This window comes from Paenibacillus sp. FSL L8-0641, from assembly GCF_038006265.1.
Classification (GTDB): Bacteria; Bacillota; Bacilli; order Paenibacillales; family Paenibacillaceae; genus Paenibacillus; species Paenibacillus polymyxa_D.
The window spans coordinates 827,801-850,516 of sequence record NZ_JBBOUW010000001.1 but is presented as its reverse complement, the minus strand read 5'-3'; the positions used below and the strand labels follow the sequence as shown (position 1 = coordinate 850,516).

Below are 22,716 nucleotides of genomic sequence, written 5' to 3'. Positions count from 1 at the left end.
TATCTAATCTATAAGATTGCAGCTCTGATCCTTATACAAGCTGCTACTGTATAAATGTATTCATCTGCAGCCTTATTGTCAACCTAATTATATTCAAAAGGTTGACAATAAGAACAAAAATAAGAGGCTTCACTTTATAAGCTCCACCCTAAAACAGCCGTAGCTACTACAGCAGTCACAGCACATAAGTTGCCTAAACGCCCATTCTTCAGTGTGCGAAGATAGGTCCGTTCTGCATAAGCGCCGAAACCTTTGCCCTCCATAGCCAGCGCCGTCTGCTGAACCCGTCTTACAGCATTCACCAACACGGCAGCCGCATACCCGCTCCACCATGATAACCGATTGCCCCACCCCCGTGGTGGTTCCTGTCCACGAACACGCCGTGCTGCCATAATGGTTCGCCCTTCTTCTTCCAATAAGGGGAGAAACGTTAGTGCCACTGAAATACCGAACGCAAACCGATAAGGAACACGCAAGCGCAGATTCAATGCCTGCACAAAATCTCGGGGATCGGTCGTCGAGAGATAGATATAAGATGCCAAAAACAACACAAAAATCCGCAACGTTAACGCCCCTGCGATATCCAGTCCCTCTGCTGTAATGACAATGGGTCCCCATGAAGCCACGGGATGTCCTTCTCGAATCGCTAGGATAGACAGTATAAAATACGGGATGCCTAACCCAATCAGGAATGACATAGCCCGAAGTTGGCGTGCTAAGGTCAAACGTGCGCCCAAGCTAGCCACAGCAATCAGTACAGCCAAGAGAACTGCTTCCCGCAGCGTCGAATCCCAAACCATCGACAGGAGGCTAAAGCATCCCACCCATATTAGCTTACTTAACGGCCCTAGCCTGTGCAGTGGTGATAAACCGCCGTTATACTGAAACAGCATTTCGTTGTGCCTCCAGTCTGAGCCATTCTTCATGCAGTAAAGAATACATCAGCATATCCTTAAAGCCTGTAGATGTATGCTGTACCTGCCGCAACAGTCCTTCCTGTGTCCAGCCCATCGAGGACAGCAGAGCTTGCGAGCCTGTATTGCGCGGGTCCACCAGCGCTTCGATCCGATTCAACCGAATCGTGTTATACCCGAATGACAGCACCAAGCGTAGCGCCTCGGTCATGTAACCCTGTCGCCAATAAGGCTTGGCTATCTCATAACCAATCTCAGCTTTATAAGCTCCCTCTGTCTGCCAATAATTAAAACCACAGCTTCCAATCAACTTCCCGTTCTCCTTCAGCTCTATTCCCCAGCGCAGCGCATCCTCCGTCTTCGCCAGCTCATTCAACAGCTCAATCATATCCTCTGCATCCTCACGCCCTGACATACCAGAAAGGTTCATATAACGGTGAACCTCCGGGTCAGACCAGCAAGCGAACATCGTAGCCGCATCTCCGCTTTCCATTCTTCGCAGCCGAAGACGCGGACTTTCCAGCGATGGTATATGCCCCTTACATGCATATGCACACATGTTCAATCATCCTTCCAGCATTTAAAATGACAATAAATATACGCTACATTTAAGCATACACCTTCAACAAACACAACCTTATTTAAAGCTGAGAAACTTATATATATAGAAGATGCCCTTCTGTTCCTAGGATTAGGAATTAGAAGGGCATCTTCTATTTTATAAGAGATTAAACCGTTTGAGAGCTTGTCTTCCGAATCAAAAGTATTGAGCATCTAAGCCTTTTAAGAAGAGACACGGGTAGTGGTGCGTGTCGTTTTCTTCACAACATCCTTGTACAGTACGTCCAGCATCGACTGAATTTCCTGTAATTCATCGATCCCTGCACCGGTAATGCTGTACATATCATCATGCGGTGTCAGAAAGTTTTCCTGCGTCAGGTTTTCAAGCTCCTGCTTGACCTCACGTTCTCCTACACGGTAACCGCGCTCTTCCAACACAGGTTGAATATCTCTTATCGTGAGATCGTTCTGATGTGCATAAGAAAGCATCTGTATACGGATAAACAAGTTCTGAACATCTGCATGCATAATTGTAACTCCTCTCTGGCCTAAGCCAACCATGTTACACTGTTTTTACCCATAGAGGATAAGCTGGAAACAGATGAGGGCAACCCTTGCTGAATTACTCTCGATATTGTTTACCCCGCTAAAACGTATAGTTTTCCACTTGACTGAATATACACAATCGTTATATCTTAAATTAATTAACCAATGGTAAAAGCGAATTGCATAATTACCTATTTTTGGCAATTTATACAGCACTTCATGTGAAAATTTAATGTTAGGAGCGTGAACTCTACATGTTTCAAACTATACCTTACGAAGGCACACGTCATGAACAATTCGAATCCGTTCTCGGGCAACTCCGGGCACTGATTCATGATGAATCCAATACCATTGCTAATCTGGCAAATGCTTCAGCATTACTCGGTCACTTCCTTCCAAATATTAACTGGAGCGGTTTCTATCTTTATGATGGCACTGAGCTTGTACTTGGTCCTTTCCAGGGCTTACCTGCATGTATACGGATTCCGTTGGGACGTGGCGTATGCGGTACCGCAGCAGCAGAACAACGAACGCTTGTTATAGATGATGTACATGCGTTTCCAGGACATATTGCCTGTGACGCTGCTTCCAATAGTGAAATCGTTATTCCCCTTGTCAAGAATGGGGAGCTGATAGGAGTGCTGGACATTGACAGCCCACTTAAAGGTCGTTTTGATCACGAAGATCGTGTATTCCTAGAGGAATTTACGGCTATTCTGTTAGCCAGCCTATAACCAAAAATAGCGCATATATATCGTCTTCCTTCGCCACAATATAGGAGGGTCTGAAACCCAAAACTATCCGGCGAAGGAGATTGATGATCAATGTTCAACAACATGGCTCCACAACAACAACTTCATCAATGTGAACAAATTATTCAGCAATTGGCACAACAAACACAGCAAGGAACCGCCATGTATCAGCAGTTGCTGCAACAAGAGCAACAAAATGCATCCAGCCTTGAAAACCTGATGCAACGTGAACGTAATGCAGCTCAAATGATCCAAACCGCAATCCAGGACCACCAAAAAGCTATGCAACAATACCAACAAGTTATTCAACTGTGTAGTCAGCTGGAAAACACTATCCGCTCGAGCAGCCAAATGACTCAGCCTGGATTTGGCGATAACTATGCTTCCCGTAGTATGCAACCATCCACCTTTAGTGCAGGAAGCCACATGAATCACAGCTTTCCGCAGCATATGGGAACGACTGGACAGCATTTTGCAGGCAGTGGTAACATGCAGCAGTTCGGAAACAGCAGTCAGCAAGGCATGAGAACAGTACCAAGCAGCATGTAAGCTGTTTTACACAAAAAAAGGGTGAACAGCAGGCCGTCAAATCGGCTTGTTGTTCACGTCTTTTTCATATCATTTAAGCCCTTTCATCAGCTGTTGCTAGTTTAATTCCCGTTCGGCCAGCACCTTCATTCCGTCTCGCAAATACTCAGCCAGCCCGGGGCGATAGCCTTCATACATTTTATTGAAATCCTCATGCTCGACATACAAATCTCCCAGCCCGCTATAAATTTCTGCGGTAGGAGTATAAAATCGGCTTACCCATTGAAGATGACGGCGGATCAGCGCCTGTACTTCTTCACTGTTATGCTTCAATCCTTTATTCATGGCTTCAGCCAGCCGTCGATGAATCTGGTCAGCCTCTGCCTGCGAATCCAAATAATCCTCTTTGCTCCAGTTCTCCGTCGCCGTCTTGCTCTCCTGAATTGTTTTCTGAGCCTCTTGACCATAACGGTCTGTCAAATCATGTTCATACATTTCCTGCTTTTCCGGGTTAAACCCTTGGTACATTTGCTCTGGTTTCATTGCTTGTTCCCCTTTCAAATGAGCCACCGTTTCGTCGATGGTTTGTAGGAGAGTATGCAAGCGGAAGACTTTGGCCTCGACCTTGGCTCGATGCTCTTGCAAAACCTCGGCCTTTTGTTCCTCGGTTTGCTCCAGAACATTTCCAATTTCAGATAAAGGCAAATCCAGTTCCCTATATACCATGATTTGCTGAAGCCTCAACAGTTGTTCCTGTTCGTAATAGCGATATCCATTATTTCCAATATGATGCGGTTTCAGCAATCCTATTTCATCATAATAATGCAAGGTTCGTACGCTGATTCCCGACAGATTAGATACTTCCTTCACCGTATAAGCCATTCCGCTTCACCTCCCTTGCTTGACAGTCTACAGTCTCACGTGGCGTGAGAGTCAACGTCCCCACTTGCCCACCTTGGTACTACACTTTTACCCTATAAGCGCATTGTGAACCGCTCATTTACCAACCATTTTTCATACTTGCGACCTACAATCGGCATCTTTAGATAACTATGCAAAAAAGCCCACCAACGCGTATTTTCAAATATGCCGGGGGCTCCATATATTCGATTTGACTTAACCACTATTTACAGATCAAACGATACCTAAGAGAGGCTTTTTCCCATAACCACACGATCATAAAAAGCTATCTTTTGAATAATTTTCTCCAAATTGTGCTGCGTTTGTGCCACATGTTCTTCCACCTTCTTTTTGTGGGCTACAAGGAAATCTCTTCTCTCTTGGATTGTGGCTTCTCCTTTTACATTTAGCTCAAGGTATGCCTTAATTTCTTCAATGGTCATCCCTGTATCTTTCATAGCCATAAGGAACCTGATCCAATCGATTTGTTTTTCGGTATATACCCTTCTTCCCCCTTCATCCCGACCGACATCAGGTAATATGCCTTCTTTTTCATAATAACGAAGGGTAGATGCGGGCAATCCGCTCTTGATTTGAACTTCTTTAATGGAGTACATGGTTATTCCCCTCCTCATTCTTTTATTTTCTCTTCAAGTCAGCTTTAACGATAAGTATAAGTTTTCATAGTAAAGAGTGCAAAATTAAGATTCCTATATTCGTCTGTGGTACTCTTGCTTGCCATTCTCATCGGTAGTCCCTATAGCTCCATCCAGCAAGGGGGAACGGTCTTCTAGGCCTTCACTGCGGGCAATTGCTTTGAGAAAATCGGCATGTCTCATGGAATATCCGGCGAGCAACGGTACAAATTCTCGAAAATATCAAAGGCATCAATCGGATCGGATTCGATATTCTCAAGAATATGCTTTTGCAGTAGCGAGGCAACCTTCTTATTGCCCGTCAGTCCAGACAGAAAATAGAACGTGGGCATTTGTGCCTCATACAGCATGGGAATCGATTACCACCACAGCTTGCTTATTCTTCTTCCAAAACTGAAGTATTCTCATATGTAATTCACAGCTCCTTATCCCGTATCACTAAAAATTCCATTGCCAACTAGAATATACTTTATGAATATATATCGAAAATTCTTTATAATCTCCTCACACCTTCCTCTTAATAAATAAACATATTTTGGTAATTACTTGTATACTTTTCAACAGTTTACTAAAAATATGCGATTGCTTCTCTAAGCCTATTCTTTTTTATCATAACTATTTAGTATTATAAGGATATAAAAAAAGGAGGTTATCATTTGAAAAGTACAGGTATGACACGTCCCCTAGATGCGTTAGGTCGTATCGTTATTCCCAAAGAAATGCGAATTTCCATGGATTATAATGTGGGTGATCCTGTTGAGATTTTTGCAGATGAGGAAACCGGTATTCTCGCCTTTCGAAAATATACTGGGGTGACGTGTAAAATGTGTGGTTCAACAGAACAATTAACTTATTTTAGAGACAGCTTTATTTGCGGGGAATGTATTGAGAGTTTAAAGAAGGGGGTAAATTTCAGCCCAGTCCTAAGACCAGCCAAATCAGCTTTATCCAACTCACAACGATCTAATAAAGAGTCCAAACGTCTGCGGCGCTCGACACAACAGATGATCGAAAGTCTAAAAGAATTAATGCAAAAACACCCCAATGCAGCACAGCACGAATATGCCAAAATACTTGAGGTTTCCCAAGCCCGTATATCCCAGCTCAAAAAAATGCTATAACCACAGCTTGATACCCTACATAGATATACACCAGTGATTTCATCATGTACAGCTACTTTTGAACCGTGATACGCAGCATCATAGCTAACCGACAAAATGCAAAAACGTCCATGCGAAAATTCCAAACCAGGTATAAAGACCCACTGAATGACTTACAAGCGAGAACGCCTATAGCAAAAGGCAGTGCTACATTTAATATTGGTTCCTGAATTAAAAAATGACCTTCTTTAATTAGAGAAGGTCATTTCATTTATTTATTCATTTTTCTGTAGTAAAACATCCTATACTTTTCCTTTTCGTCGGCTTTTCGTCATTTCATTACATCTTCTCCTCATAAAAAATAATATTCGTTTTATAGAAAGAGAAAGGATGTGTGAACCTAATATGAACAAACCTACTCAAATTATTTCTATTCTTATACTTTCCGTAAGTGTAAGTGTGTTTGCTGGTTGTGGAAAGCAGGAAACAACAGATACATCTACCAATGAAACAGTACCAAAAACCTCAGAAACGGTAGTCAAAGAAGGAACAGATCAACCAGCCGCCCTGCAAAGCTTAGACGAGATCAAATGGAATGATGTTAAAGATCCTCTAATTGAAGATGCCATGATAACAAAACTCAAAGCAGCAATAGCTGCCTTCGTGTCAAAAGATTTGGAACAATTCCATGCTACGCTCGGTCCAGACGTTGGAACAGGTCACGATTACCTCTTCGATCATCCGGTGAAGTTTACTGGTATTGCTGGAGCTATAAAAGAAAATAATCGGACATTGATACCCGTTGTAGGGGAACGGCTGAATAATGAAGAAGGATATTCATCCGATATACGATATACCTTCTACTTTGAAAAAGATAAAGATGGCGCATGGCAAATTGTTTCAATTGATTAACTAAATTCTCTAAGATGCATTATCTCGATTTGTAGCAACATTGCCCATTCCAACGAGTACGTTTGCACATATGATGCCTTGTCAAAACATTCTTCTCATCGTTCGATGGGGCCGTAACAACCACATTTCGCGACCACTACTGAAGTGAGCAATTTTGTTAATTTATGGGGAATATTTACTGTGAACGGTCAACAGATCGTTGCTTTTGTAAAAAGCGTAGATCCCGCTAACAAATCTATGTTAGTGCTATATCCTAATGGCACACAGTCTTATATTGATGTTACTCAAATCAGTCAGGCTCAAGGCCCTTATCCAAGCATGCCTTCTGTTCCAGGACAAAGCGGTGGTCAGGGTGGGAGCCAAGGCGGTGGATCGCATTGGTATCCTCATGGTCAAGGCGGCGGTCAGAGCGGCGGACCACAGTGGTGGCCTCAACATGGTCAAGGTAGTGGATCACAGTGGCCTTCCAGTGGATCTCGTAGCGCCAATCGGAAAAATCGGAAAAACTAATATTCAACCCTTATTGTAGCAATTGCCACTTGTCATAAGCGAGTTGTCGATTGGAACACATTCAATGTTGGACCAACCAAAAGGCGTCGCCTGCAAATGCACGCGTTGCCTTTTGGGTTAGCCACTGGCTCTGAACATAAATATTAGGATCTGCTAGCCATGTCTGCAATCTGGTTAAGCCACTCTTTACGCGTATCTTCATCAGATTGGGGTACCGACTCAAAAAATAGATGATACATGACATCAAGTCCACAATATTCAAATATGCCTTTGTCGGACGTCAAGCGAAGTGCTTGATCCATACCAATGCTGGCATATTCCGCACGTGATTTTCCCTGCGTATTGAGAATAATAGCCTTCTTTCCCTTGAGCAGTCCCATCTGCACTCCATTTACATATTTATAAGCAAATCCGTAGGAGAATACGCGGTCAATATATCCCTTCATAATAGCTGGCATCCCCGTCCACCAAATAGGATAAATAAAGGTGATTACCTCTGACCATTGCAAATACTCCTGCTCCCGTACAACATCTTCTCCAATGTCTCCAATGACCTCGCTACTGCTAACCACAGGTTGAAAATTGATTGCATATAGATCACGAACAACCACATCATGTCCTTTTTGCTTTAGCCCCTCGACTGCTGTGTTCAAAATCGCATGATTAAAACTTCCCTCAGATGGATGTGCGTAAATAATAAGATGTTTCATTGGTTTTCCTCCATTTACTTCAAAGTAAGTGATTGATCAATTACTAAATTTTGCACACCTTCAACTAACTGAATATGCTCAATCCATAGTTCCGATAAAGATACGTTTGAGTAACCTTGAGCGGTATCCTGCTCATGAATAGCACCTCCATTGCTTGTTAATTTAGTTAGTGATTGATCAATCACTAATGATTGGTCTCAGTATAGTTTATTCCTTTTTACTTTGCAAGTGCTTTTTGTTCAACTTTATATAAAAGATTGGTCCCCCAGTTGATGTCCATTAGGGTGTGGTGTCAAACAATCACTTAATATGACTTTATAATGCCATGTTATTAGGTGTATGCTCCTAGAGAGGTGAAGCGTATGCCACTAAGCAGACATTTTGAAATTATTTATATGTTACTCCATAAGAAAAAAGTGACTGCTGATGAATTGGCAGAACATTTTGAGGTTTCCACACGAACCATTTATCGGGACATAGATGTCTTAAGCGCAGCTGGGATTCCCATCTACAGCAGTAGAGGCAAGGGTGGCGGAATATCATTGATGGAGGGTTATGTCTTTAACACCTCTTTACTGTCCGAGCAGGAACAAGATGATATCTTAATGGCCCTTCAGAGTGTGGCCACCGCTACCATCCCACAGGTAGAAGAAGTGCTGAACAAATTGAGTAGGCTTTTTAAAAAAGACATGGGTAACTGGATCGAGGTAGATTTTTCGCCATGGGGAAGCCAAAACAGTCAAAGACAGCTATTTACACTCATTCGCAACGCAATAATTACAAACCATGTTATAAAGTTCCGCTATTATAACGTCGCCGGGGAACAGAGTTATCGTAGCGTCGAACCTGCCAAGCTATTGTTTAAAGATAAATCCTGGTATGTGGAAGGTTACTGTTTAAATACCGAAAGTCATCGTGTATTTAAGATTAGCCGAATGAAAGAGATTACAGTTTCCGAAATTAGTTATGAGCCAAGAACGGTCGTAGCATCTACAGATACAAAAATGAACAATTTGCTTGATACCATTGAAGTAACTCTTCACATTTCTGCTCAAGGTGCTTACCGCGTATACGATGAATTTGCCGAGAAAACAATTACTCAGAAGGAAGACGGCTCTTATACCGTCACGGCACAATTTCCCGTAGGCAATTGGCTGGACAGTTATCTGCTGTCCTTTGGTCCCCTCCTTATAAAGGTTAGCCCCGAACAAGTACGTACAAGAATATTGTCTCATTTAGAAACGATGAAAAGAAATTTAAATGATCCTCTATAATATGACACCATGTAGTCATATTATCACTGCTATGATGAGTTTGAAGTTATCGCTCACAACATACTCACCATAGGAGGTTGAAGAATCAATGAATCCACATAGACCCATGCCACCAGCAGTAGAAACTTACTTTACATCAGCGAACAAATCCCGGCTTGAAACATTTACTTCCGCTTTCGATAAAGATGCGTTGATCTTGGATAATCATCGCGAAATCAAAGGTATGGAAGCCATAAAATCATGGTGTGAAGCAGAAATATTGGAGCCGAATGTCACCTTCGAGATCATGGATATGGATGACACAAATAATACCGTCGTCGTAACTGCGAAAGTAGACGGAGACTTTGATAAATCGAATCTTCCCGACCCACTCCTACTTAAACATCAATTTCTAGTAAACAACAATAAAATTAAAGAACTGATTATTACACTCCCATAAAGTAATTAAAAGAGGATTTTGTAAAAATCCCATAAGCGACTTCCAATGAACAAGATATAGATCGAGATGGTTTAGTTCGTCTATATCTTGCACTTCGGAGCGACTGGAATCGAATTTTGCAAAATCCTGAAAAAACAAGAAAGGGAAAACCGTATATGTCCGCTTATGTTGTTTTTATACGTGAACAGAGTACCGATCAAACTGAACTCCAACTCTATTCTCAGTTGGCACCGGCAGGTTTGGCGGGACATTCCGTCAAACCCCTAGCAATGTATGGCGCATACCTGGTCCTCGAAGGACCCGATATTGAAGGGTTGGCCATCCTGGAATTCCCCACTTTTGAGGAAGCACAAGCTTGGTACTTTAGTCCAGCCTATCAAAAAGCCCTAAAGCATCGACTGCGCGGAGGGCGGTACCGAGGTATCATTGTCGATAGTGTGTAAGGTTCGCAAAACAAGTGAACTCGGAGTGAAGATACCTAGAGGTAGTTCTCAACCACATTGTGAAAATCAGGAGGAATTATTCGCATGAGTTTTCAATTAGAAAACATTGTAAGTGAGTTTAAAGGTAAAAAGGCCTTGGTCACAGGCGGTACCAAAGGAATGGGAGAGGCTATTGCTAAGAGACTTACGGCTGCAGGTGCTACTGTAATTACTACGGCTCGAACTACTCCAGTTAATTTAGAAAATCCGGATCTATTTATTCCAGCCGATATTAGTACGCCTGAAGGTGTAGATAAAGTGGTAACCAGCGTTCTTGAGCGCCTAGGCGGTGTAGATATTCTTGTCAACAATGTTGGAGGCTCGTCAGCCCCATCCGGGGGAGCCCTTATCTTGACAGACGAGCATTGGCAGCAAACTTTTAACGCCAATCTGTTTGCTGCTGTCCGTTTAGACCGTGGACTGCTGCCGGCTATGGTTGAAAAGGAAGCCGGTGTTATTATTCATATTTCATCCATTCAACGTCGCTTGCCGCTATATGATGCAACATTGGCTTATGCTGCAGCCAAAGCAGCTTTAACTACTTACAGCAAAGGGTTAGCCAAGCAGTTTTCGCCTCAAGGCATTCGTATTAATACAGTTGCGCCAGGCTTTATCGAAACGAAGGCAGCACAAAGTTTGATTGATCGGATTGCTGAGACGACAGGTGACCGAGAAAGTGCATTAAAGCAACTGATGGACTCGTTGGGAGGAATTCCAATTGGTCGTCCAGGACTACCAGAAGAAGTCGCTGAGCTTGTTGCTTTTCTGGTATCTGACCGGGCCGCTTCTATTACAGGAAGTGAATATAATATTGACGGCGGAACAGTACCAACGGTCTAAAACTCAAGCTAAATACGCTTTATCAATAAGCCCATAACCGTATTTGGAAGCAAATTAATTTTCCAATTTATAAGGGTGTGGGCTCTCTTTGATCCTAAACAGCTCTGCTAAAACCGTGGAGGCTTTGTAGCAGCCGATTTTGCTCCAATCGCAATTAGAGTTTGCCTAAGTTCATCCTGAGTTACCTTTGCCATTTCTTGTGCAGTAGGATATTTCGGTTTTACTGCGTTTCCATTCCTTCTCATTGCGGAACTTTTCAGAGCCTCGCGAACGTGATGTAATCGACTTGGGCAGGCTCTGCCGATTCGATCCGAAGTGCCCGGTTGATCTGTCCCCGGTGATATTGTCCATGTAAGAGGACCTGCAACAGGCTGTCCCGGACGGACGTTCGGAACGGAACCCCGCTCTGGTTCGCATAGTCGATCATCTCATCCAACTCGGATTCCTCGAGCCCTTCGATATAGACACGATATTGTTCGGCGTTTTCTTCGAACATCGTCCGGATCGCCGACAGGTCTTCAGCTTCCTCCCACAACGAATATTGCGCGCTGCCCTTGCCCTGCAATCGGGACAGCCAGACTCGTTCCGCGACCGCGACGTGCCGAACCAGCTTCAGAAGGTCCTTGTTCTTCGTCTCACTCTCCTCGAGCGCGTCCAAGATGCGTCCGTCCGCCCAGTACAGGTGGTCCATCATGCACTTGATCGTCTTCATTTCGGTTTCCCCCTCTTCATCTCATCGATTACTTGAACCTACTGTTAACCGTTAGTTTAATCATTTGAATGAACTAAAACAACCTTTTTTGGGGTGAATTCCTTGTTGCTGTAAACTTCCAAGGAGAAACGTGCAATTTCAAAGGGTTTAGTGGCTTGTCGCTCCCTTTTGGGAAGAACTCATGGGAGATTAAGCCTACTCTGGTTGCTGCACCATCCTCATTTTACGTTTAGCCTTGAAAGATCTTTGATACTTTAATTTCATAACCCTTCTCAGGCACTGCCTTTTTTAAAAAATCATTTGGCTAGGTCTATTTTGTTATTGTCTTTTTGGGGCTACGACCATCCTTCATTATATTCCATTTTTAAATATTAATTAAAGAACATACGCGGGTAGCAGTAGTGATTTAAAAGAGCCTTATCTTAATCTAGCACTAAGAAAACACTTTATTTTCATCTGATAATCACGTAGAAGGTGCCAAAAAAGCCTATCTAATGAACAGACATACGCAAAACGTATTATCTATGTCCATCAGATAGGCTTTTATATAACTACTACCGTTTAATAACGATCAGCTTTGTTTACAGCATTTCTTCCATGGCATACTTTACGCCTTCGCGTCCGGTGCCACTTTGCTTCACACCACCATACGGCATATGGTCGACACGGAAGCTTGGAATGTCATTGATCACCACGCCGCCAACCTCAAGCTTGTCTGCTGCATCCAGCGCAGTCGTGATATTACGTGTGTAAATTCCCGCCTGCAGGCCATAGATCGAATCATTCACATGGTTTACGGCTTCATCTATAGAGCTAACAGAATGAATCAGCACAAGCGGGGCAAACACTTCACGACAGGATACCTTGGAAGTCGGGTCCACATTAAGCAAAACCGTCGGCTCCAAAATACCTCCCTTGGCTTGACCACCCAGAGCGATCCTCGCACCTGCTTGAACGGCTTCTTCCAGCCACTCACGGACACGTTCGACATCCTTGGCTGAAATAAGCGCGGATACATCCGTGTCCGGCTCTAGCGGATCTCCCATTTTTAAACGTTGAGTTGCTTCTATAAATCGGGATACAAAGGTATCATACAGTTCATCGACAACGTAAATACGTTGAACTGATATGCACACCTGCCCTTGATTGGCAAAGGCTCCACTCACACAACGGTCGATGACCGCTTCCACATCCGTATCACGGTCGATAATAACGGCCGCGTTGGAACCCAGCTCCAGCGTGACCCGCTTCAAGCCAGCCTTGGAGCGAATTTCTGTACCGACCGCCGGGCTACCGGTAAAAGTGATATAGCTGACGCGCGGATCAGTGACAAGTACGTCGCCATTGGTTTTACCATCGCCGCTGATCACGTTAAGAGCGCCCGCAGGCAATCCAGCCTGCTCTAGCAGCTCCGCGATTAGGTAAGCCGACAACGGCGTCTGCTCCGCAGGCTTTAATACGACTGTATTGCCTGCTGCCAGCGCGGGACCCACTTTATGAGCGACCAGATTCATCGGGAAGTTAAATGGTGTAATAGCTCCTACTACTCCGACAGGTTCTTTGAGCGTGTAGGCCATACGGCCCTCGCCGCCCGGTGCGGCATCCAGCGGAATGGTTTCCCCGTGAATCCGTTTGGCTTCTTCAGCTGCGAACTTGTAGGTTTGCACCGTCCGGTCAACCTCCGCCAGCGCAGCTTTCCATGGTTTTGACGCTTCGCATGCAATGATGCGCGCTGCATCCTCACGCCGCTCTTCCAGCAGGTCAGCCAGCTTCTCCAAAATGGCTGACCGCTGGTGCGCTGGCATGGCCCGCATCTCCGAGCGTGCATCAGAGGCCGCCTGAATAGCAGCCTTGGCATCTTTTGGCGTGGCCTCTGCCACCTCAGCAATGACCTCGCCGGAATACGGCGACTTCAACGTCGTATACGATGAAGCTGTTTTCCATTCTCCACCAATAAATAAATGCTGCTGCATGCTTTTTCCTCCTTTTCTCTATATTAACGTCTCTTTTACCATCTATTTTACCGTCAGCACCGGACAAGGTGCATGCTGAATCACATGATGGCTCACGCTGCCCAGTATCATTTCAGAAACAAGTCCTTTTCCCCGTGTTCCCATAATGATCAGATCCACCTTTTCCTGATCTGCAATTTCACAAATGATACTCGCCGGATTACCATGACCCGCCAACATACGGCAAGGGATGTCCGCGTCCTTTAAATAGTCGGATGCAGGTTCCAGGATATGACGACCTTCCTCTTCGATCCGCTCATCCACATCGACCCCAATCGGGGGCTCATTCATGGATAAAGCCGGGTTTACATGCAATACAGTCAGATGCGGGTTCCCCTGAAGCTGCTTAGACAACGTTTTGGCGGTCTCCAACGCCCTCATCGCGTGTTCCGAACCATCAATCGCGACCAGAATATGTTTGTATTCGCTCATACTCTTTTCCTCCTCAGAAGTTCGATCTTAGTGTGCATCCACCTGAATATCCTGCATATGTCGACGACGTCCGATCAGCACAACTACACCAATCAGGACCATCAATGCTCCAAAATAAAACGGGGTTTCTGCTGAGTACCACTCTGACAGCTTCCCTGCAAGCCACGGCGAAATGGCCCCGCCCAAAAACCGCATGAAGCTGTAGGCCGCAGATGCTGTCGAGCGCTCCACTGGAGCAGCCTGCATAACAGCGGTTGTAATCAATGTATTGTTAATCCCCAGGAAAATACCAGCTACAATGACGGCGACAATGACAGTCGTTGGCGAGCCAGCTACCGTCCCAATCGCCATAACACCTAAATCAATGGCAAATAGCGTCAGCATGATACTAATGGAAGATACCACGCTCAAGCGTGCTTGAATCTTTGGTGCTACAAACACCGAGGTAAAGGCTAGCATAATTCCCCAGCCAAAAAATACATAACCCAAACCATGCTCGTCCAGATGCATTACATATGGAGAATACGCCATCAACGTAAAAAATCCAAAGTTATATAACAACGCTACAATACCGAGCGTGAGTAAAGCTGGATAACTAAGCGCTTTGAACGGATCGGCAATGGAACCGCGTTTTTTGGGCTTTGGAATCGAAGGCAGCATAAACGTAATGAACAAAAATCCCACGACCATTAGTCCGGCTACACCGAAAAACGGACCACGCCAGGAAATGGAGCCTAACTCACCGCCCAGCAGCGGACCCACTGAAATCCCGAGGCCCAAGGCCGCTTCATACAAAATAATTGCTTTAGCTGTTCCAGAAGTAGACAGACCTACAATCGCAGATAACGCTGTTGCGATAAACAAAGCGTTCCCCAAGCCCCAGCCTGCCCGGTAGCCCACAATTCCGCCAACTGTATTGGCCGTGCCGCCAAGTCCGGCAAACACAATAATAAACAAAATCCCGGTTAGTAACGTCCATTTGACACCCAATCGACTAGATACGACGCCCGTAATCAGCATCGCAACGCCTGTTACCAGGTTATAGCTGGTGAACAGCAATGACACTTGGCTTTTCGTAGCATGAAGCTGATCGGCAATGGCCGGAAGAATCGGATCGACCAATCCCAGGCCCATAAATGAAATAACACAAGCAAAGGCGACCGCCCATACCGCTTTAGGTTGAGACAGCAAGCCTGAGCGTTCTTTTAGCTCTTCAGGTAATGCATGTTGTGAACTCATATTATGATGTTACCTCCACATCTGAATGTAAATGTTCTTGTTATGATGGGTTGTGATCAAGTTCCTCATCCAAAAGGGTTTTGCGTTCACGAACCCTGACCCGCAACTCCTCCAACTCAGTCTGGAGCAAACGGATGCTGTTGATTTTTCCCTCCATTAATTCCAACTGTTCGTTCAGTGTACCTTCCATATCCTCCAACATGGCCCGTCGCTCGTTCGGTTGCAAATGCTCCGTTCGCTCGCGATATTCCTCCCGCTGACCCTTGAGCATTTCCGCTGCGGACATGTAACGCTGAAGCTCTTGCAAGGAGAATCCAAGTACTTCCTTGGCACTCACTATTTTTTTTAGTAAATCCACATCCTCCTGCGTATACAGGCGCATATTTCCTTCACTGCGTTGCGGGGAGGGCAATAATCCGATCTCCTCATAATAACGAATAGTTCGCTTCGTCAGACCACTTTGCTTGGCGACCTCATCAATTTTATACGTAACCATGACACCCACCTTATGAAAAAGATTATATATAAATACTACGCCTATATAACGTTAACGTCAACGTAAACTTTGATATAAAAAGAAACCGCCTCTATTGGAGACGGTTCCTGTTTTGACTAGCACGGTCATAGACCCGAAGCATCGGCGCTCAAGCCCATGAATATAGCTTTAGATGAAAATGGTACGTGTGATGATAACCAGCAAAATGAAGAGTACCAGAATAACACCAGTGGAAGTAAACATGTTGTAGCCGCCACCACCGCAACCTCTTTCTACTTCACCCATCTTAAGTTCCTCCTCCCTCTGTCGATTACAACAAATCGCCCGAAATCAGATTCATGAGCTACGAATTAGATGACGAATGCTTTGGAAATAATAACGAGCAGAATGAAAAGTACCAGAATCGCTCCTGTAGATGTAAAAGCTCCATAACCAGCGCCTACTCCAGACATGGTGATTCCTCCCTTCATGGTTTACAAGAGCATCTTATGCTTATGCCATCATTCATGATAGGGACAAATGCCGCGCCTGCCGCCCAAATCTAGGTTTGGTATTGTATAGTCCTGTTATTCTTCGGACCCGAGCATGCCGTGATAGAGGAGGTTTCGTGCCTGCTTGGCAAGTACAGACGGACTTTCACGTCCAGGCAACAATTTCGTTAACGTCAGCCGTTCAATCAAGCCGATCACGCATTCTGCTATCAGTTCAGGGTCCAGTTCCTCACGGCACGAGCCCCATCGTTGCGCAGCCAGCAGATGCTTTTTGATATGCTCGGCCATTTCCGCCTTAATGCGCACCGAGTCTGCCGCCTGGTAAAATCCGACACGGGTGATCGCCGGATTGTTAGACAACACGCGAAAAATAGCCTCCAGAAACACTTGTCCCCGTTGCAAAATTTCAGCTTCGCTTTGATCCGGACCTATCTTCATGCTTTGAACCGTTTCATTCACCAAAGTACGAAAGCTCTCCACAAGCTCATCATACATCTGTTCCTTGCTTTCAAAATGAATATAAAAATCCGGCTGCGTCAATCCTGCGCGTGCCGCGATCGAACTTACCTTTGTCTGATAAAACCCCGTCTGAGCGAACTCTTCAGCCCCTGCTTCCAGTAACAACCGTCGACTCTCCCGACTTCTGACTCCTGCTCCCATCACGGTCTTGCCCCCTTACGCCACAAATCTATCGTATTATAAAGTTCCTTTGCAGTAAGAACAACGGGCTTGAGGATGATATATACCTGTCCTTCAAAAGTCCTAATACGGAAGGACTGAAAGTTTCGGAAAATCAAGGGCATCTCCCTACAAGGTATAATTAACCAATCTGATGGCGAGCGAGCAGGATTTATTACGCTCAGTGATGAGGACAATATTTGCGCATCATCTCAATCGTCGTCAGATCATCATCCAGCCCCCGTTGTTGCAAGCCGTCGATAATTTGCTGACGTTCCTGATCTTTGACATTTTGACCGAATTTAAACTTGGCGGTCCAATCCTCCGGTACAATTTTGATCAGAGCGACCCCTTTCAAACGTGAAGCATACCGAGAATCGCTAGCATCAATCGTGTCATACCCGCCTTCCGGTTGCAGCTTACTCATAAAAATGGAAAAGGCCGATGCTTTTTCTTCCAAATCCACTACATGCTCCGCATGACCACGAACGGTAATGCTTTTAAAAAATGAAGTCGCCGGACATGCCATATGTTCATCCGTAAAATAAGATGGAATGAGCGCATATTCTTTGGCGGCTGAAAAAGTAACCCGATTATCCTCTTTCATCTGTTCCATCTTTTCTCCAGCACGGCTGCCATGAATATAAAAAACGCCATTTCCATAAGCGAAATTCAAGGGAACCACACGCGGAAAACCATCCTCGCTGTTCATGCCTAAAAATCCGAAACTGACCTCGCTTAGAAACTGCTCTATTTCCTCTAGTTCTGCCACCGCAAATTCTTTCCTTCTCATAGTGAACTCTCCTTCCATCTATTGACCAATGATACATTTCAGATTATGTTGAAAATGGATTCATAAAAAGACCCAATATGAACGAAAATGAGTGGCCCAATCGAAGGAGAAGAGTATGGATATTACGATTGCTTATCAGCGCGCGCTTCATAAATATCATTTAAAATATTTGGCATTGTATCATGCTCTTCGTGAGGGAATCCTCAATGGTTCCCTTGCCAGTGGTACGCGTCTGCCTTCCACTCGTGATCTGGCTGTGATGTATGGAATTTCGCGAGGGAGTGTTAAAGAAGCATACGATATGCTGCTGGCAGAAGGATATGTAGACTCGGCAGTAGGCAGAGGAACCTTTGTTATGCAACAGACAGCAGTGCTACCAAACCCATCTCAAATCAGCCAGCAGAATCAGAATCCACCCGTTGCCAAGCAAAAATCCCCTACGCTGTCAGCATGGGGACAACGAATCATGCAGATCGAGAGGGAACGAAACTTACAGTCGTCTCCTGTTTCAACTACAGATAGAGACCGTGCGCAACAGCCTTTGATTTCTTTTCAGGCAGGAGAAGTTGTATTAGAGGGCAATTCACAGATCGCATGGAAAAGCGCACTGACTGCCGCTGGAAAAGATCTGCAAAAGCCCTCGGCTGACGAGACCACTGCACCAGTGAGCGGTGATGAATGGCTACGTGAAGCGATTTGCCATCATGTTGGCAGAACACGCGGAATTACGGCCAGCCCGGATCAAGTCGTATTATGCAGTGGTTCCATGGAAGTAATCACGTTATTAAGTCAGTTACTTATTCATGAACAAGATCGAATTGTATTGGAGAATCCTTGTTATTCCGGCATCTACCGTGCAGTTACTGCCTCAGGCGGACAGATACTCGCTGCCGAAATGGATCAACACGGAATTGTCCCACAGGATTGGGATTCCAACTTGCTGTTTGTTACACCTGGACGACAGTTTCCAACCGGTGCAGTGTTGCCATTAACACGCCGTCAACATATTTTGCAATGGGCAGCATCCAAGGGAGCGTGGATCATTGAGGACGATTATGACAGTGAATTCCGCTGGGCAGGACGACCCATTGAACCGTTAAAAGCACTGGATCGCGCAGAATGTGTCATCTATGTCGGTTCCTTTTCCAAAAGCATGTTCAGCAGCCTTCGACTCGGGTTTGCAATCCTGCCCGTTGAATTAGCCCAAGCGCTGACAGCTGCCAAACGACTATACGATCCCCTGCCGCCTGCCCGCTTGGAACAGCGCGCACTGGCACGTTTTATGATGCGCGGCGACTACGTTCGCCATGTGCGTCGGATGACTCGCATATACAGGTCTCGCTACGACGTGTTCCAGCGGGAAATACAGCAGTTGAATGAACTGTTTCACTGGCATCAGAACAATTGCGGACTACATGCCTATGCCATCTGGAAGCATGATTCTGCCCAGTATCATCATTTGATGCAGACAGCACGATTTTACGGAGTCACATGGCGTGATGCCGCTGATTACCAACTGACACCGGGACCTCCATCAGCTTGCTTTATCTTTGCCCATCTATCGGAGCAACAAATTATTGAAGGGTTTAACCGTCTGCGCCAGGCATGGGACAGTATCAAACATGAGTATCACGGAGCAAAGCTGAGGCTTTAAAAAGGTACTCCATTCGCGCTTTGTATATAGCAAATTAGACTAACGATAAAGAAGAATTGCCCTTTCCATTCCCTTACTTTTTCATATGATGCTAGTAACTTAAAAGAATTGGAGTGAGAGAAATGGCAATTAGTCCGCTTTGTAGACAGTTTGCAGCTATATTAAAAGCAACACCTCAAATCATCAACGGAGTTTGTACTGCATCTACAGTCAGAAATAACATCAAGCCGATCATTTTAGGGAAAAGGGCCAGATCCTTTCTTGCCATACCCCAAGCTTTTTCTTTCGAAAGTATTGGCCGTAACGGAAAAGGTTTATGTCTTGGTGAAACCGTGATTTTGACCGCAGAAATTAATCCGTTTATTTCTCGACTTCGTAAACATGATATCAAAGTGACGGCACTGCACAATCACTGGCTATTTGATAACCCCAATCTCTGGTACATCCACTTCGAAAAAGTAGAAAAACCGCTTGTTTTCGCCACAGAAGTGCGTGACGCGCTTAATGTCTTGACAACGAAGCCTGTACGGCCGGTTATTAAGAAAAAGTAAGCTATCAATAAATGCAAAGATCCGCTTTGGCGGGTCTTTTTTTGTTATGGGCGGAACATAGGACAAAACAGATTAATATTCTACATTAGCCCATTTATCTAAAAGGAGAGCTTTATGAAAAACAAATTAATCTTTGATTATATTGTCGTAGGAACAGGTCCTGCGGGTGCTGTAATAGCGAAAACCCTTACGGATGATAAGCAAACATCGGTTCTTGTGCTGGAAGCAGGGGAAAATAACGATAAAGATAAACCCATTAGGGACTCTACCTTTGCCCCGGAGCTGGAGGAACAATTTTTCCCTGAATACTTTTGGCAAGGGGAAGGCATTCCACAAAATGGAGTAGACGATCGGTCATTCGAATGGACCACAGGACGGCTGCTAGGCGGTGGCTCTTCAATTAACGGCGAGCAGTATGTACGGCCTACTTCGGCTGTATTTAGAGAATGGGAAAAACTTTTAGGCCCATTATGGTCACCTAGAAGAGCCATTCGCCGATTCAAAAAACTAGAAAAATATAATGGAGAAACGAATAATCCAAGGGTTCACGGATATAGCGGACGGATTGATATCAGGCAAGCTCCTGTAAATCCCACGTCTATGGCGCAAAAACTAACCTTGGCCATTGAACGTGCTACAGGTTTTCCGGAAATCCTCGATTATAACGATCCTAAAACTCCCCTTGGTCCCTTTACCCGATGGCAGTTGTTCCAAAAACCAAATGGACACAGGGAAAGCTCTTCAACCGCTTTTCTCTCGCCAGGCATCATGACTTCTTCCGGACAGGGCGTAAACGGCCGGAAGTTGAGGGTTTTCTTTAAATCAACAACTTTGCGCGTTCTTTTTACTAACAAGCGCGCTGTAGGAGTGGAATTCCTCCGTGAAGGAATATGTACACGAGCTTATGCGCGGAAGAAGGTTATCGTCTCAGCAGGCATTAACAGCGCCCAGTTATTAATGCTATCCGGAATCGGACCTGAAAAATCGCTTAAAGACAAAGGGATTCATGTAGTATTTAATAATCCCAATGTAGGCAAACGCCTGCGTAACCATACTCTGAACTTTGCCTCCTTCTCAACCAATCCCAAGGATCGCGCACTGCCTTCTAATGATCCAAGTGCTCTATATACGGGTGGAGCCTTCTTGCCTGATCCCAATGGAACGGAGGACCATCGTCGGGCGGTTCAAATGCTAGGTATAGGTTCGGAAGGCATGCTTACCTTAGGTTTGATTTACTTACGCCCTGCAAGCCGGGGATCGATCAAACTGCAAAACAACGACCCTCTGAAAATCGTGCTTGCAGATGAAGGCTTTCTCTCGAATCCCGAGGACATGGAAGCGGTGAAAAACATATATAAAAATTATGTCAAAAACATAGCGGCAGAGCTGACGGCCATTGATCCATCATATCAGCTCGTTTCTCCTACGCTTGACGTTATTGACAACGACTCTAACCTGGAGGAGTTTATCAAGCAAAATTTTGGCCATAATCATCACCAGCAAGGCTCTCTTCGCATGGCCCCATTAAATAGAGGAGGCGTCGTGGATCGCAGAGGTAACGTGCATGGAGTCAAAAATTTAATCGTTGCCGATGCTTCCATCATCCCCTTCACGGTCGATGGCAACACATCCGCTGCTGCATACCTGATAGGATATACCATAGCACGACAATTAAAGCTGCTGGATAAAAATATACGCGCTCGAAAGTTAAGACGGCAACGATATGAAGAATATGAAGAGTAGCCTGAGACTCGTTCGTCATTTGCGGCGGATGACTCGAATATATCCCCTTATTTAATTACTAGCCCCAAAAGGCCCACAAAGGATGAAGCCTGATGCGGTGAGATGATGCAGCCATTCAAGTCTTCTATCTCTACTTGTAATCCATCAAATTCGCAATCACTGAGATCAATTCCCTTGAGCTTGGACCCCGACAGGGTGGCTTGATCCAGATTGCAACGGGCAAAAGAGGTTTTTTGTAGTGTTAAATGATACAGATCTGCACTTATCAAAGAACAATCCTCAAAACCAACTTGCTTGAAATTAGCAAAACGGAACATCGAATAATCCCCTAAACAATCCGAAAAACGAACGTTTTGGAACCTGCTTCTCGAAAAATCCGTTCCGAGCAATTTGCAGTTTCTGAACTCTACCCGATGGATAAAGGAACCTGAAAAATTAACATTCGATAGATCGCATTTATCAAAAATAACGTCTGTCCATTCACTTTCCGGCAATGACGATTCCATGATCGTTACATTTTTAAAAGTCATCTTCTCTAATGAAACCTTAACCGCTTCCATATTGTCCAAAATGATATCCTCTACAGACCCTATACTGAGTTCGTCTTTGGATCGTATGGAGCGCATTTCTTCATTTAATACGGGTAAATCCGCAGGAATCTTTGGCAACTCCATTTTATTTTTCATTATATCTCTACCTCCACGATTGAGAGCCCTCTAGGATATCTATATGAATCTATTTTCTATCAATTCTCATACATAGGGTAGCAAAAGTATTTCTCACACATATAT

Annotated in this window: 28 protein-coding genes; 12 read left to right on the top strand and 16 right to left on the bottom strand. The window is 44.7% G+C overall.

Annotated elements, in window-relative coordinates; genetic code table 11:
* Positions 1–134: 134 nt before the first annotated feature.
* The 3 genes from MKY16_RS03750 to MKY16_RS03740 form a co-directional block, all read right to left on the bottom strand.
* Positions 135–893, bottom strand: a complete 759-nt coding sequence (locus MKY16_RS03750) for an energy-coupling factor transporter transmembrane component T family protein (protein ID WP_322251864.1) — start codon at positions 891–893, stop codon at positions 135–137.
* The gene (locus MKY16_RS03745) at positions 877–1,473 is read right to left on the bottom strand and encodes a GNAT family N-acetyltransferase (protein WP_340954163.1); all 597 of its coding nucleotides are present in this window, start codon (positions 1,471–1,473) and stop codon (positions 877–879) included. The genes MKY16_RS03750 and MKY16_RS03745 overlap by 17 nt, the downstream gene beginning before the upstream one ends.
* A gap of 224 nt (positions 1,474–1,697) precedes the next feature.
* Entirely contained in the window at positions 1,698–2,003 is a 306-nt protein-coding gene (locus MKY16_RS03740; RefSeq protein ID WP_322251867.1) for a hypothetical protein, read from the bottom strand.
* A 272-nt stretch (positions 2,004–2,275) separates the two neighbouring features.
* Between MKY16_RS03740 and MKY16_RS03735 the strand changes: the two genes are divergently transcribed.
* On the top strand, positions 2,276–2,755 hold the full coding sequence (locus MKY16_RS03735; RefSeq protein ID WP_029515824.1) for a GAF domain-containing protein: 480 nt from the start codon (positions 2,276–2,278) through the stop codon (positions 2,753–2,755).
* Positions 2,756–2,845: 90 nt separating this feature from the next.
* Positions 2,846–3,322 carry a hypothetical protein gene (locus tag MKY16_RS03730; RefSeq protein WP_069012145.1) on the top strand — a complete coding sequence of 159 codons (477 nt, stop codon included), beginning with the start codon at positions 2,846–2,848 and terminating at the stop codon, positions 3,320–3,322.
* Between the two features lie 96 nt (positions 3,323–3,418).
* Here MKY16_RS03730 and MKY16_RS03725 read toward each other — a convergent pair whose 3' ends face one another.
* From MKY16_RS03725 to MKY16_RS03715, 3 genes are all read right to left on the bottom strand, one after another.
* A complete protein-coding gene (locus tag MKY16_RS03725; RefSeq protein WP_340954160.1) occupies positions 3,419–4,183 on the bottom strand; it encodes a MerR family transcriptional regulator in 765 nt (254 codons plus the stop codon).
* A 263-nt stretch (positions 4,184–4,446) separates the two neighbouring features.
* Entirely contained in the window at positions 4,447–4,818 is a 372-nt protein-coding gene (locus MKY16_RS03720) for a MerR family transcriptional regulator (protein WP_029515827.1), read from the bottom strand.
* A 218-nt stretch (positions 4,819–5,036) separates the two neighbouring features.
* The gene (locus tag MKY16_RS03715) at positions 5,037–5,207 is read right to left on the bottom strand and encodes a hypothetical protein (protein ID WP_340954158.1); all 171 of its coding nucleotides are present in this window, start codon (positions 5,205–5,207) and stop codon (positions 5,037–5,039) included.
* Positions 5,208–5,513: 306 nt separating this feature from the next.
* Here MKY16_RS03715 and MKY16_RS03710 point away from each other — a divergent pair, with 306 nt between their 5' ends.
* The 3 genes from MKY16_RS03710 (at position 5,514) to MKY16_RS03700 (ending at position 7,379) form a co-directional block, all read left to right on the top strand.
* Entirely contained in the window at positions 5,514–5,978 is a 465-nt protein-coding gene (locus MKY16_RS03710) for an AbrB/MazE/SpoVT family DNA-binding domain-containing protein (RefSeq protein ID WP_029515828.1), read from the top strand.
* Positions 5,979–6,362: 384 nt separating this feature from the next.
* A complete protein-coding gene (locus tag MKY16_RS03705; protein ID WP_340954155.1) occupies positions 6,363–6,869 on the top strand; it encodes a hypothetical protein in 507 nt (168 codons plus the stop codon).
* Between the two features lie 180 nt (positions 6,870–7,049).
* Positions 7,050–7,379: a hypothetical protein gene (locus MKY16_RS03700; protein WP_340954153.1), complete on the top strand. Its 330-nt coding sequence runs from the start codon at positions 7,050–7,052 to the stop codon at positions 7,377–7,379.
* A 143-nt stretch (positions 7,380–7,522) separates the two neighbouring features.
* Here the strand turns inward: MKY16_RS03700 and MKY16_RS03695 are convergent, their stop codons facing one another.
* On the bottom strand, positions 7,523–8,089 hold the full coding sequence (locus MKY16_RS03695) for an NAD(P)H-dependent oxidoreductase (protein ID WP_340954151.1): 567 nt from the start codon (positions 8,087–8,089) through the stop codon (positions 7,523–7,525).
* Between the two features lie 362 nt (positions 8,090–8,451).
* Here MKY16_RS03695 and MKY16_RS03690 point away from each other — a divergent pair, with 362 nt between their 5' ends.
* The 4 genes from MKY16_RS03690 to MKY16_RS03675 all read left to right on the top strand — a co-directional run bounded on the left by MKY16_RS03690 (position 8,452) and on the right by MKY16_RS03675 (position 11,124).
* Complete coding sequence (locus MKY16_RS03690) at positions 8,452–9,363, top strand: helix-turn-helix transcriptional regulator (protein ID WP_340931298.1); 912 nt, start codon at positions 8,452–8,454, stop codon at positions 9,361–9,363.
* A gap of 88 nt (positions 9,364–9,451) precedes the next feature.
* Positions 9,452–9,802 (top strand): nuclear transport factor 2 family protein, encoded by a 351-nt coding sequence (locus MKY16_RS03685; RefSeq protein ID WP_069012151.1) that lies wholly within the window; start codon positions 9,452–9,454, stop codon positions 9,800–9,802.
* 116 nt (positions 9,803–9,918) lie between these two features.
* The gene (locus MKY16_RS03680) at positions 9,919–10,245 is read left to right on the top strand and encodes a DUF1330 domain-containing protein (RefSeq protein ID WP_238437996.1); all 327 of its coding nucleotides are present in this window, start codon (positions 9,919–9,921) and stop codon (positions 10,243–10,245) included.
* 84 nt (positions 10,246–10,329) lie between these two features.
* Positions 10,330–11,124: an SDR family oxidoreductase gene (locus tag MKY16_RS03675; protein ID WP_165148345.1), complete on the top strand. Its 795-nt coding sequence runs from the start codon at positions 10,330–10,332 to the stop codon at positions 11,122–11,124.
* A gap of 256 nt (positions 11,125–11,380) precedes the next feature.
* Here MKY16_RS03675 and MKY16_RS03670 read toward each other — a convergent pair whose 3' ends face one another.
* The 8 genes from MKY16_RS03670 to MKY16_RS03635 all read right to left on the bottom strand — a co-directional run bounded on the left by MKY16_RS03670 (position 11,381) and on the right by MKY16_RS03635 (position 17,977).
* Positions 11,381–11,836, bottom strand: coding sequence for a DinB family protein (locus MKY16_RS03670; RefSeq protein ID WP_029515829.1), 456 nt, complete (start codon positions 11,834–11,836; stop codon positions 11,381–11,383).
* Positions 11,837–12,417: 581 nt separating this feature from the next.
* Positions 12,418–13,809, bottom strand: a complete 1,392-nt coding sequence (locus MKY16_RS03665; protein WP_340954148.1) for an aldehyde dehydrogenase family protein — start codon at positions 13,807–13,809, stop codon at positions 12,418–12,420.
* 42 nt (positions 13,810–13,851) lie between these two features.
* On the bottom strand, positions 13,852–14,280 hold the full coding sequence (locus MKY16_RS03660; RefSeq protein ID WP_039270609.1) for a universal stress protein: 429 nt from the start codon (positions 14,278–14,280) through the stop codon (positions 13,852–13,854).
* A 27-nt stretch (positions 14,281–14,307) separates the two neighbouring features.
* A complete protein-coding gene (locus tag MKY16_RS03655) occupies positions 14,308–15,519 on the bottom strand; it encodes an MFS transporter (RefSeq protein ID WP_029515832.1) in 1,212 nt (403 codons plus the stop codon).
* A gap of 40 nt (positions 15,520–15,559) precedes the next feature.
* A complete protein-coding gene (locus MKY16_RS03650; RefSeq protein ID WP_069010957.1) occupies positions 15,560–16,015 on the bottom strand; it encodes a MerR family transcriptional regulator in 456 nt (151 codons plus the stop codon).
* Between the two features lie 350 nt (positions 16,016–16,365).
* Positions 16,366–16,467, bottom strand: a complete 102-nt coding sequence (locus tag MKY16_RS03645; protein WP_014599460.1) for a hypothetical protein — start codon at positions 16,465–16,467, stop codon at positions 16,366–16,368.
* Positions 16,468–16,581: 114 nt separating this feature from the next.
* Entirely contained in the window at positions 16,582–17,166 is a 585-nt protein-coding gene (locus MKY16_RS03640) for a TetR/AcrR family transcriptional regulator (RefSeq protein ID WP_069010956.1), read from the bottom strand.
* A gap of 199 nt (positions 17,167–17,365) precedes the next feature.
* Positions 17,366–17,977, bottom strand: a complete 612-nt coding sequence (locus tag MKY16_RS03635) for a pyridoxamine 5'-phosphate oxidase family protein (RefSeq protein WP_069010955.1) — start codon at positions 17,975–17,977, stop codon at positions 17,366–17,368.
* Between the two features lie 115 nt (positions 17,978–18,092).
* On the opposite strand from MKY16_RS03635, the gene pdxR reads away from it, so the two are divergent.
* The 3 genes from pdxR to MKY16_RS03620 all read left to right on the top strand — a co-directional run bounded on the left by pdxR (position 18,093) and on the right by MKY16_RS03620 (position 21,925).
* Entirely contained in the window at positions 18,093–19,631 is a 1,539-nt protein-coding gene (gene pdxR / locus MKY16_RS03630; RefSeq protein WP_340954145.1) for a MocR-like pyridoxine biosynthesis transcription factor PdxR, read from the top strand.
* Positions 19,632–19,753: 122 nt separating this feature from the next.
* Positions 19,754–20,182, top strand: a complete 429-nt coding sequence (locus MKY16_RS03625; protein ID WP_039270545.1) for a DUF1259 domain-containing protein — start codon at positions 19,754–19,756, stop codon at positions 20,180–20,182.
* A gap of 114 nt (positions 20,183–20,296) precedes the next feature.
* A complete protein-coding gene (locus MKY16_RS03620; RefSeq protein WP_029515838.1) occupies positions 20,297–21,925 on the top strand; it encodes a GMC family oxidoreductase in 1,629 nt (542 codons plus the stop codon).
* A gap of 47 nt (positions 21,926–21,972) precedes the next feature.
* Here the strand turns inward: MKY16_RS03620 and MKY16_RS03615 are convergent, their stop codons facing one another.
* Positions 21,973–22,611 carry a pentapeptide repeat-containing protein gene (locus tag MKY16_RS03615; protein WP_029515839.1) on the bottom strand — a complete coding sequence of 213 codons (639 nt, stop codon included), beginning with the start codon at positions 22,609–22,611 and terminating at the stop codon, positions 21,973–21,975.
* Positions 22,612–22,716: the final 105 nt, after the last annotated feature.

Bases quoted from the DNA above. Each gene is read 5' to 3' on its own strand.
- MKY16_RS03750 (WP_322251864.1), bottom strand. From the start codon at position 893: ATGCTGTTTCAGTATAACGGCGGTTTATCACCACTGCACAGGCTAGGG.
- MKY16_RS03745 (WP_340954163.1), bottom strand. From the start codon at position 1,473: ATGTGTGCATATGCATGTAAGGGGCATATACCATCGCTGGAAAGTCCG.
- MKY16_RS03740 (WP_322251867.1), bottom strand. From the start codon at position 2,003: ATGCATGCAGATGTTCAGAACTTGTTTATCCGTATACAGATGCTTTCT.
- MKY16_RS03735 (WP_029515824.1), top strand. From the start codon at position 2,276: ATGTTTCAAACTATACCTTACGAAGGCACACGTCATGAACAATTCGAA.
- MKY16_RS03730 (WP_069012145.1), top strand. From the start codon at position 2,846: ATGTTCAACAACATGGCTCCACAACAACAACTTCATCAATGTGAACAA.
- MKY16_RS03725 (WP_340954160.1), bottom strand. From the start codon at position 4,183: ATGGCTTATACGGTGAAGGAAGTATCTAATCTGTCGGGAATCAGCGTA.
- MKY16_RS03720 (WP_029515827.1), bottom strand. From the start codon at position 4,818: ATGTACTCCATTAAAGAAGTTCAAATCAAGAGCGGATTGCCCGCATCT.
- MKY16_RS03715 (WP_340954158.1), bottom strand. From the start codon at position 5,207: ATGCTGTATGAGGCACAAATGCCCACGTTCTATTTTCTGTCTGGACTG.
- MKY16_RS03705 (WP_340954155.1), top strand. From the start codon at position 6,363: ATGAACAAACCTACTCAAATTATTTCTATTCTTATACTTTCCGTAAGT.
- MKY16_RS03695 (WP_340954151.1), bottom strand. From the start codon at position 8,089: ATGAAACATCTTATTATTTACGCACATCCATCTGAGGGAAGTTTTAAT.
- MKY16_RS03690 (WP_340931298.1), top strand. From the start codon at position 8,452: ATGCCACTAAGCAGACATTTTGAAATTATTTATATGTTACTCCATAAG.
- MKY16_RS03685 (WP_069012151.1), top strand. From the start codon at position 9,452: ATGAATCCACATAGACCCATGCCACCAGCAGTAGAAACTTACTTTACA.
- MKY16_RS03675 (WP_165148345.1), top strand. From the start codon at position 10,330: ATGAGTTTTCAATTAGAAAACATTGTAAGTGAGTTTAAAGGTAAAAAG.
- MKY16_RS03670 (WP_029515829.1), bottom strand. From the start codon at position 11,836: ATGAAGACGATCAAGTGCATGATGGACCACCTGTACTGGGCGGACGGA.
- MKY16_RS03665 (WP_340954148.1), bottom strand. From the start codon at position 13,809: ATGCAGCAGCATTTATTTATTGGTGGAGAATGGAAAACAGCTTCATCG.
- MKY16_RS03660 (WP_039270609.1), bottom strand. From the start codon at position 14,280: ATGAGCGAATACAAACATATTCTGGTCGCGATTGATGGTTCGGAACAC.
- MKY16_RS03655 (WP_029515832.1), bottom strand. From the start codon at position 15,519: ATGAGTTCACAACATGCATTACCTGAAGAGCTAAAAGAACGCTCAGGC.
- MKY16_RS03650 (WP_069010957.1), bottom strand. From the start codon at position 16,015: ATGGTTACGTATAAAATTGATGAGGTCGCCAAGCAAAGTGGTCTGACG.
- MKY16_RS03645 (WP_014599460.1), bottom strand. From the start codon at position 16,467: ATGTCTGGAGTAGGCGCTGGTTATGGAGCTTTTACATCTACAGGAGCG.
- MKY16_RS03640 (WP_069010956.1), bottom strand. From the start codon at position 17,166: ATGGGAGCAGGAGTCAGAAGTCGGGAGAGTCGACGGTTGTTACTGGAA.
- MKY16_RS03635 (WP_069010955.1), bottom strand. From the start codon at position 17,977: ATGAGAAGGAAAGAATTTGCGGTGGCAGAACTAGAGGAAATAGAGCAG.
- pdxR (WP_340954145.1), top strand. From the start codon at position 18,093: ATGGATATTACGATTGCTTATCAGCGCGCGCTTCATAAATATCATTTA.
- MKY16_RS03625 (WP_039270545.1), top strand. From the start codon at position 19,754: ATGGCAATTAGTCCGCTTTGTAGACAGTTTGCAGCTATATTAAAAGCA.
- MKY16_RS03620 (WP_029515838.1), top strand. From the start codon at position 20,297: ATGAAAAACAAATTAATCTTTGATTATATTGTCGTAGGAACAGGTCCT.
- MKY16_RS03615 (WP_029515839.1), bottom strand. From the start codon at position 22,611: ATGAAAAATAAAATGGAGTTGCCAAAGATTCCTGCGGATTTACCCGTA.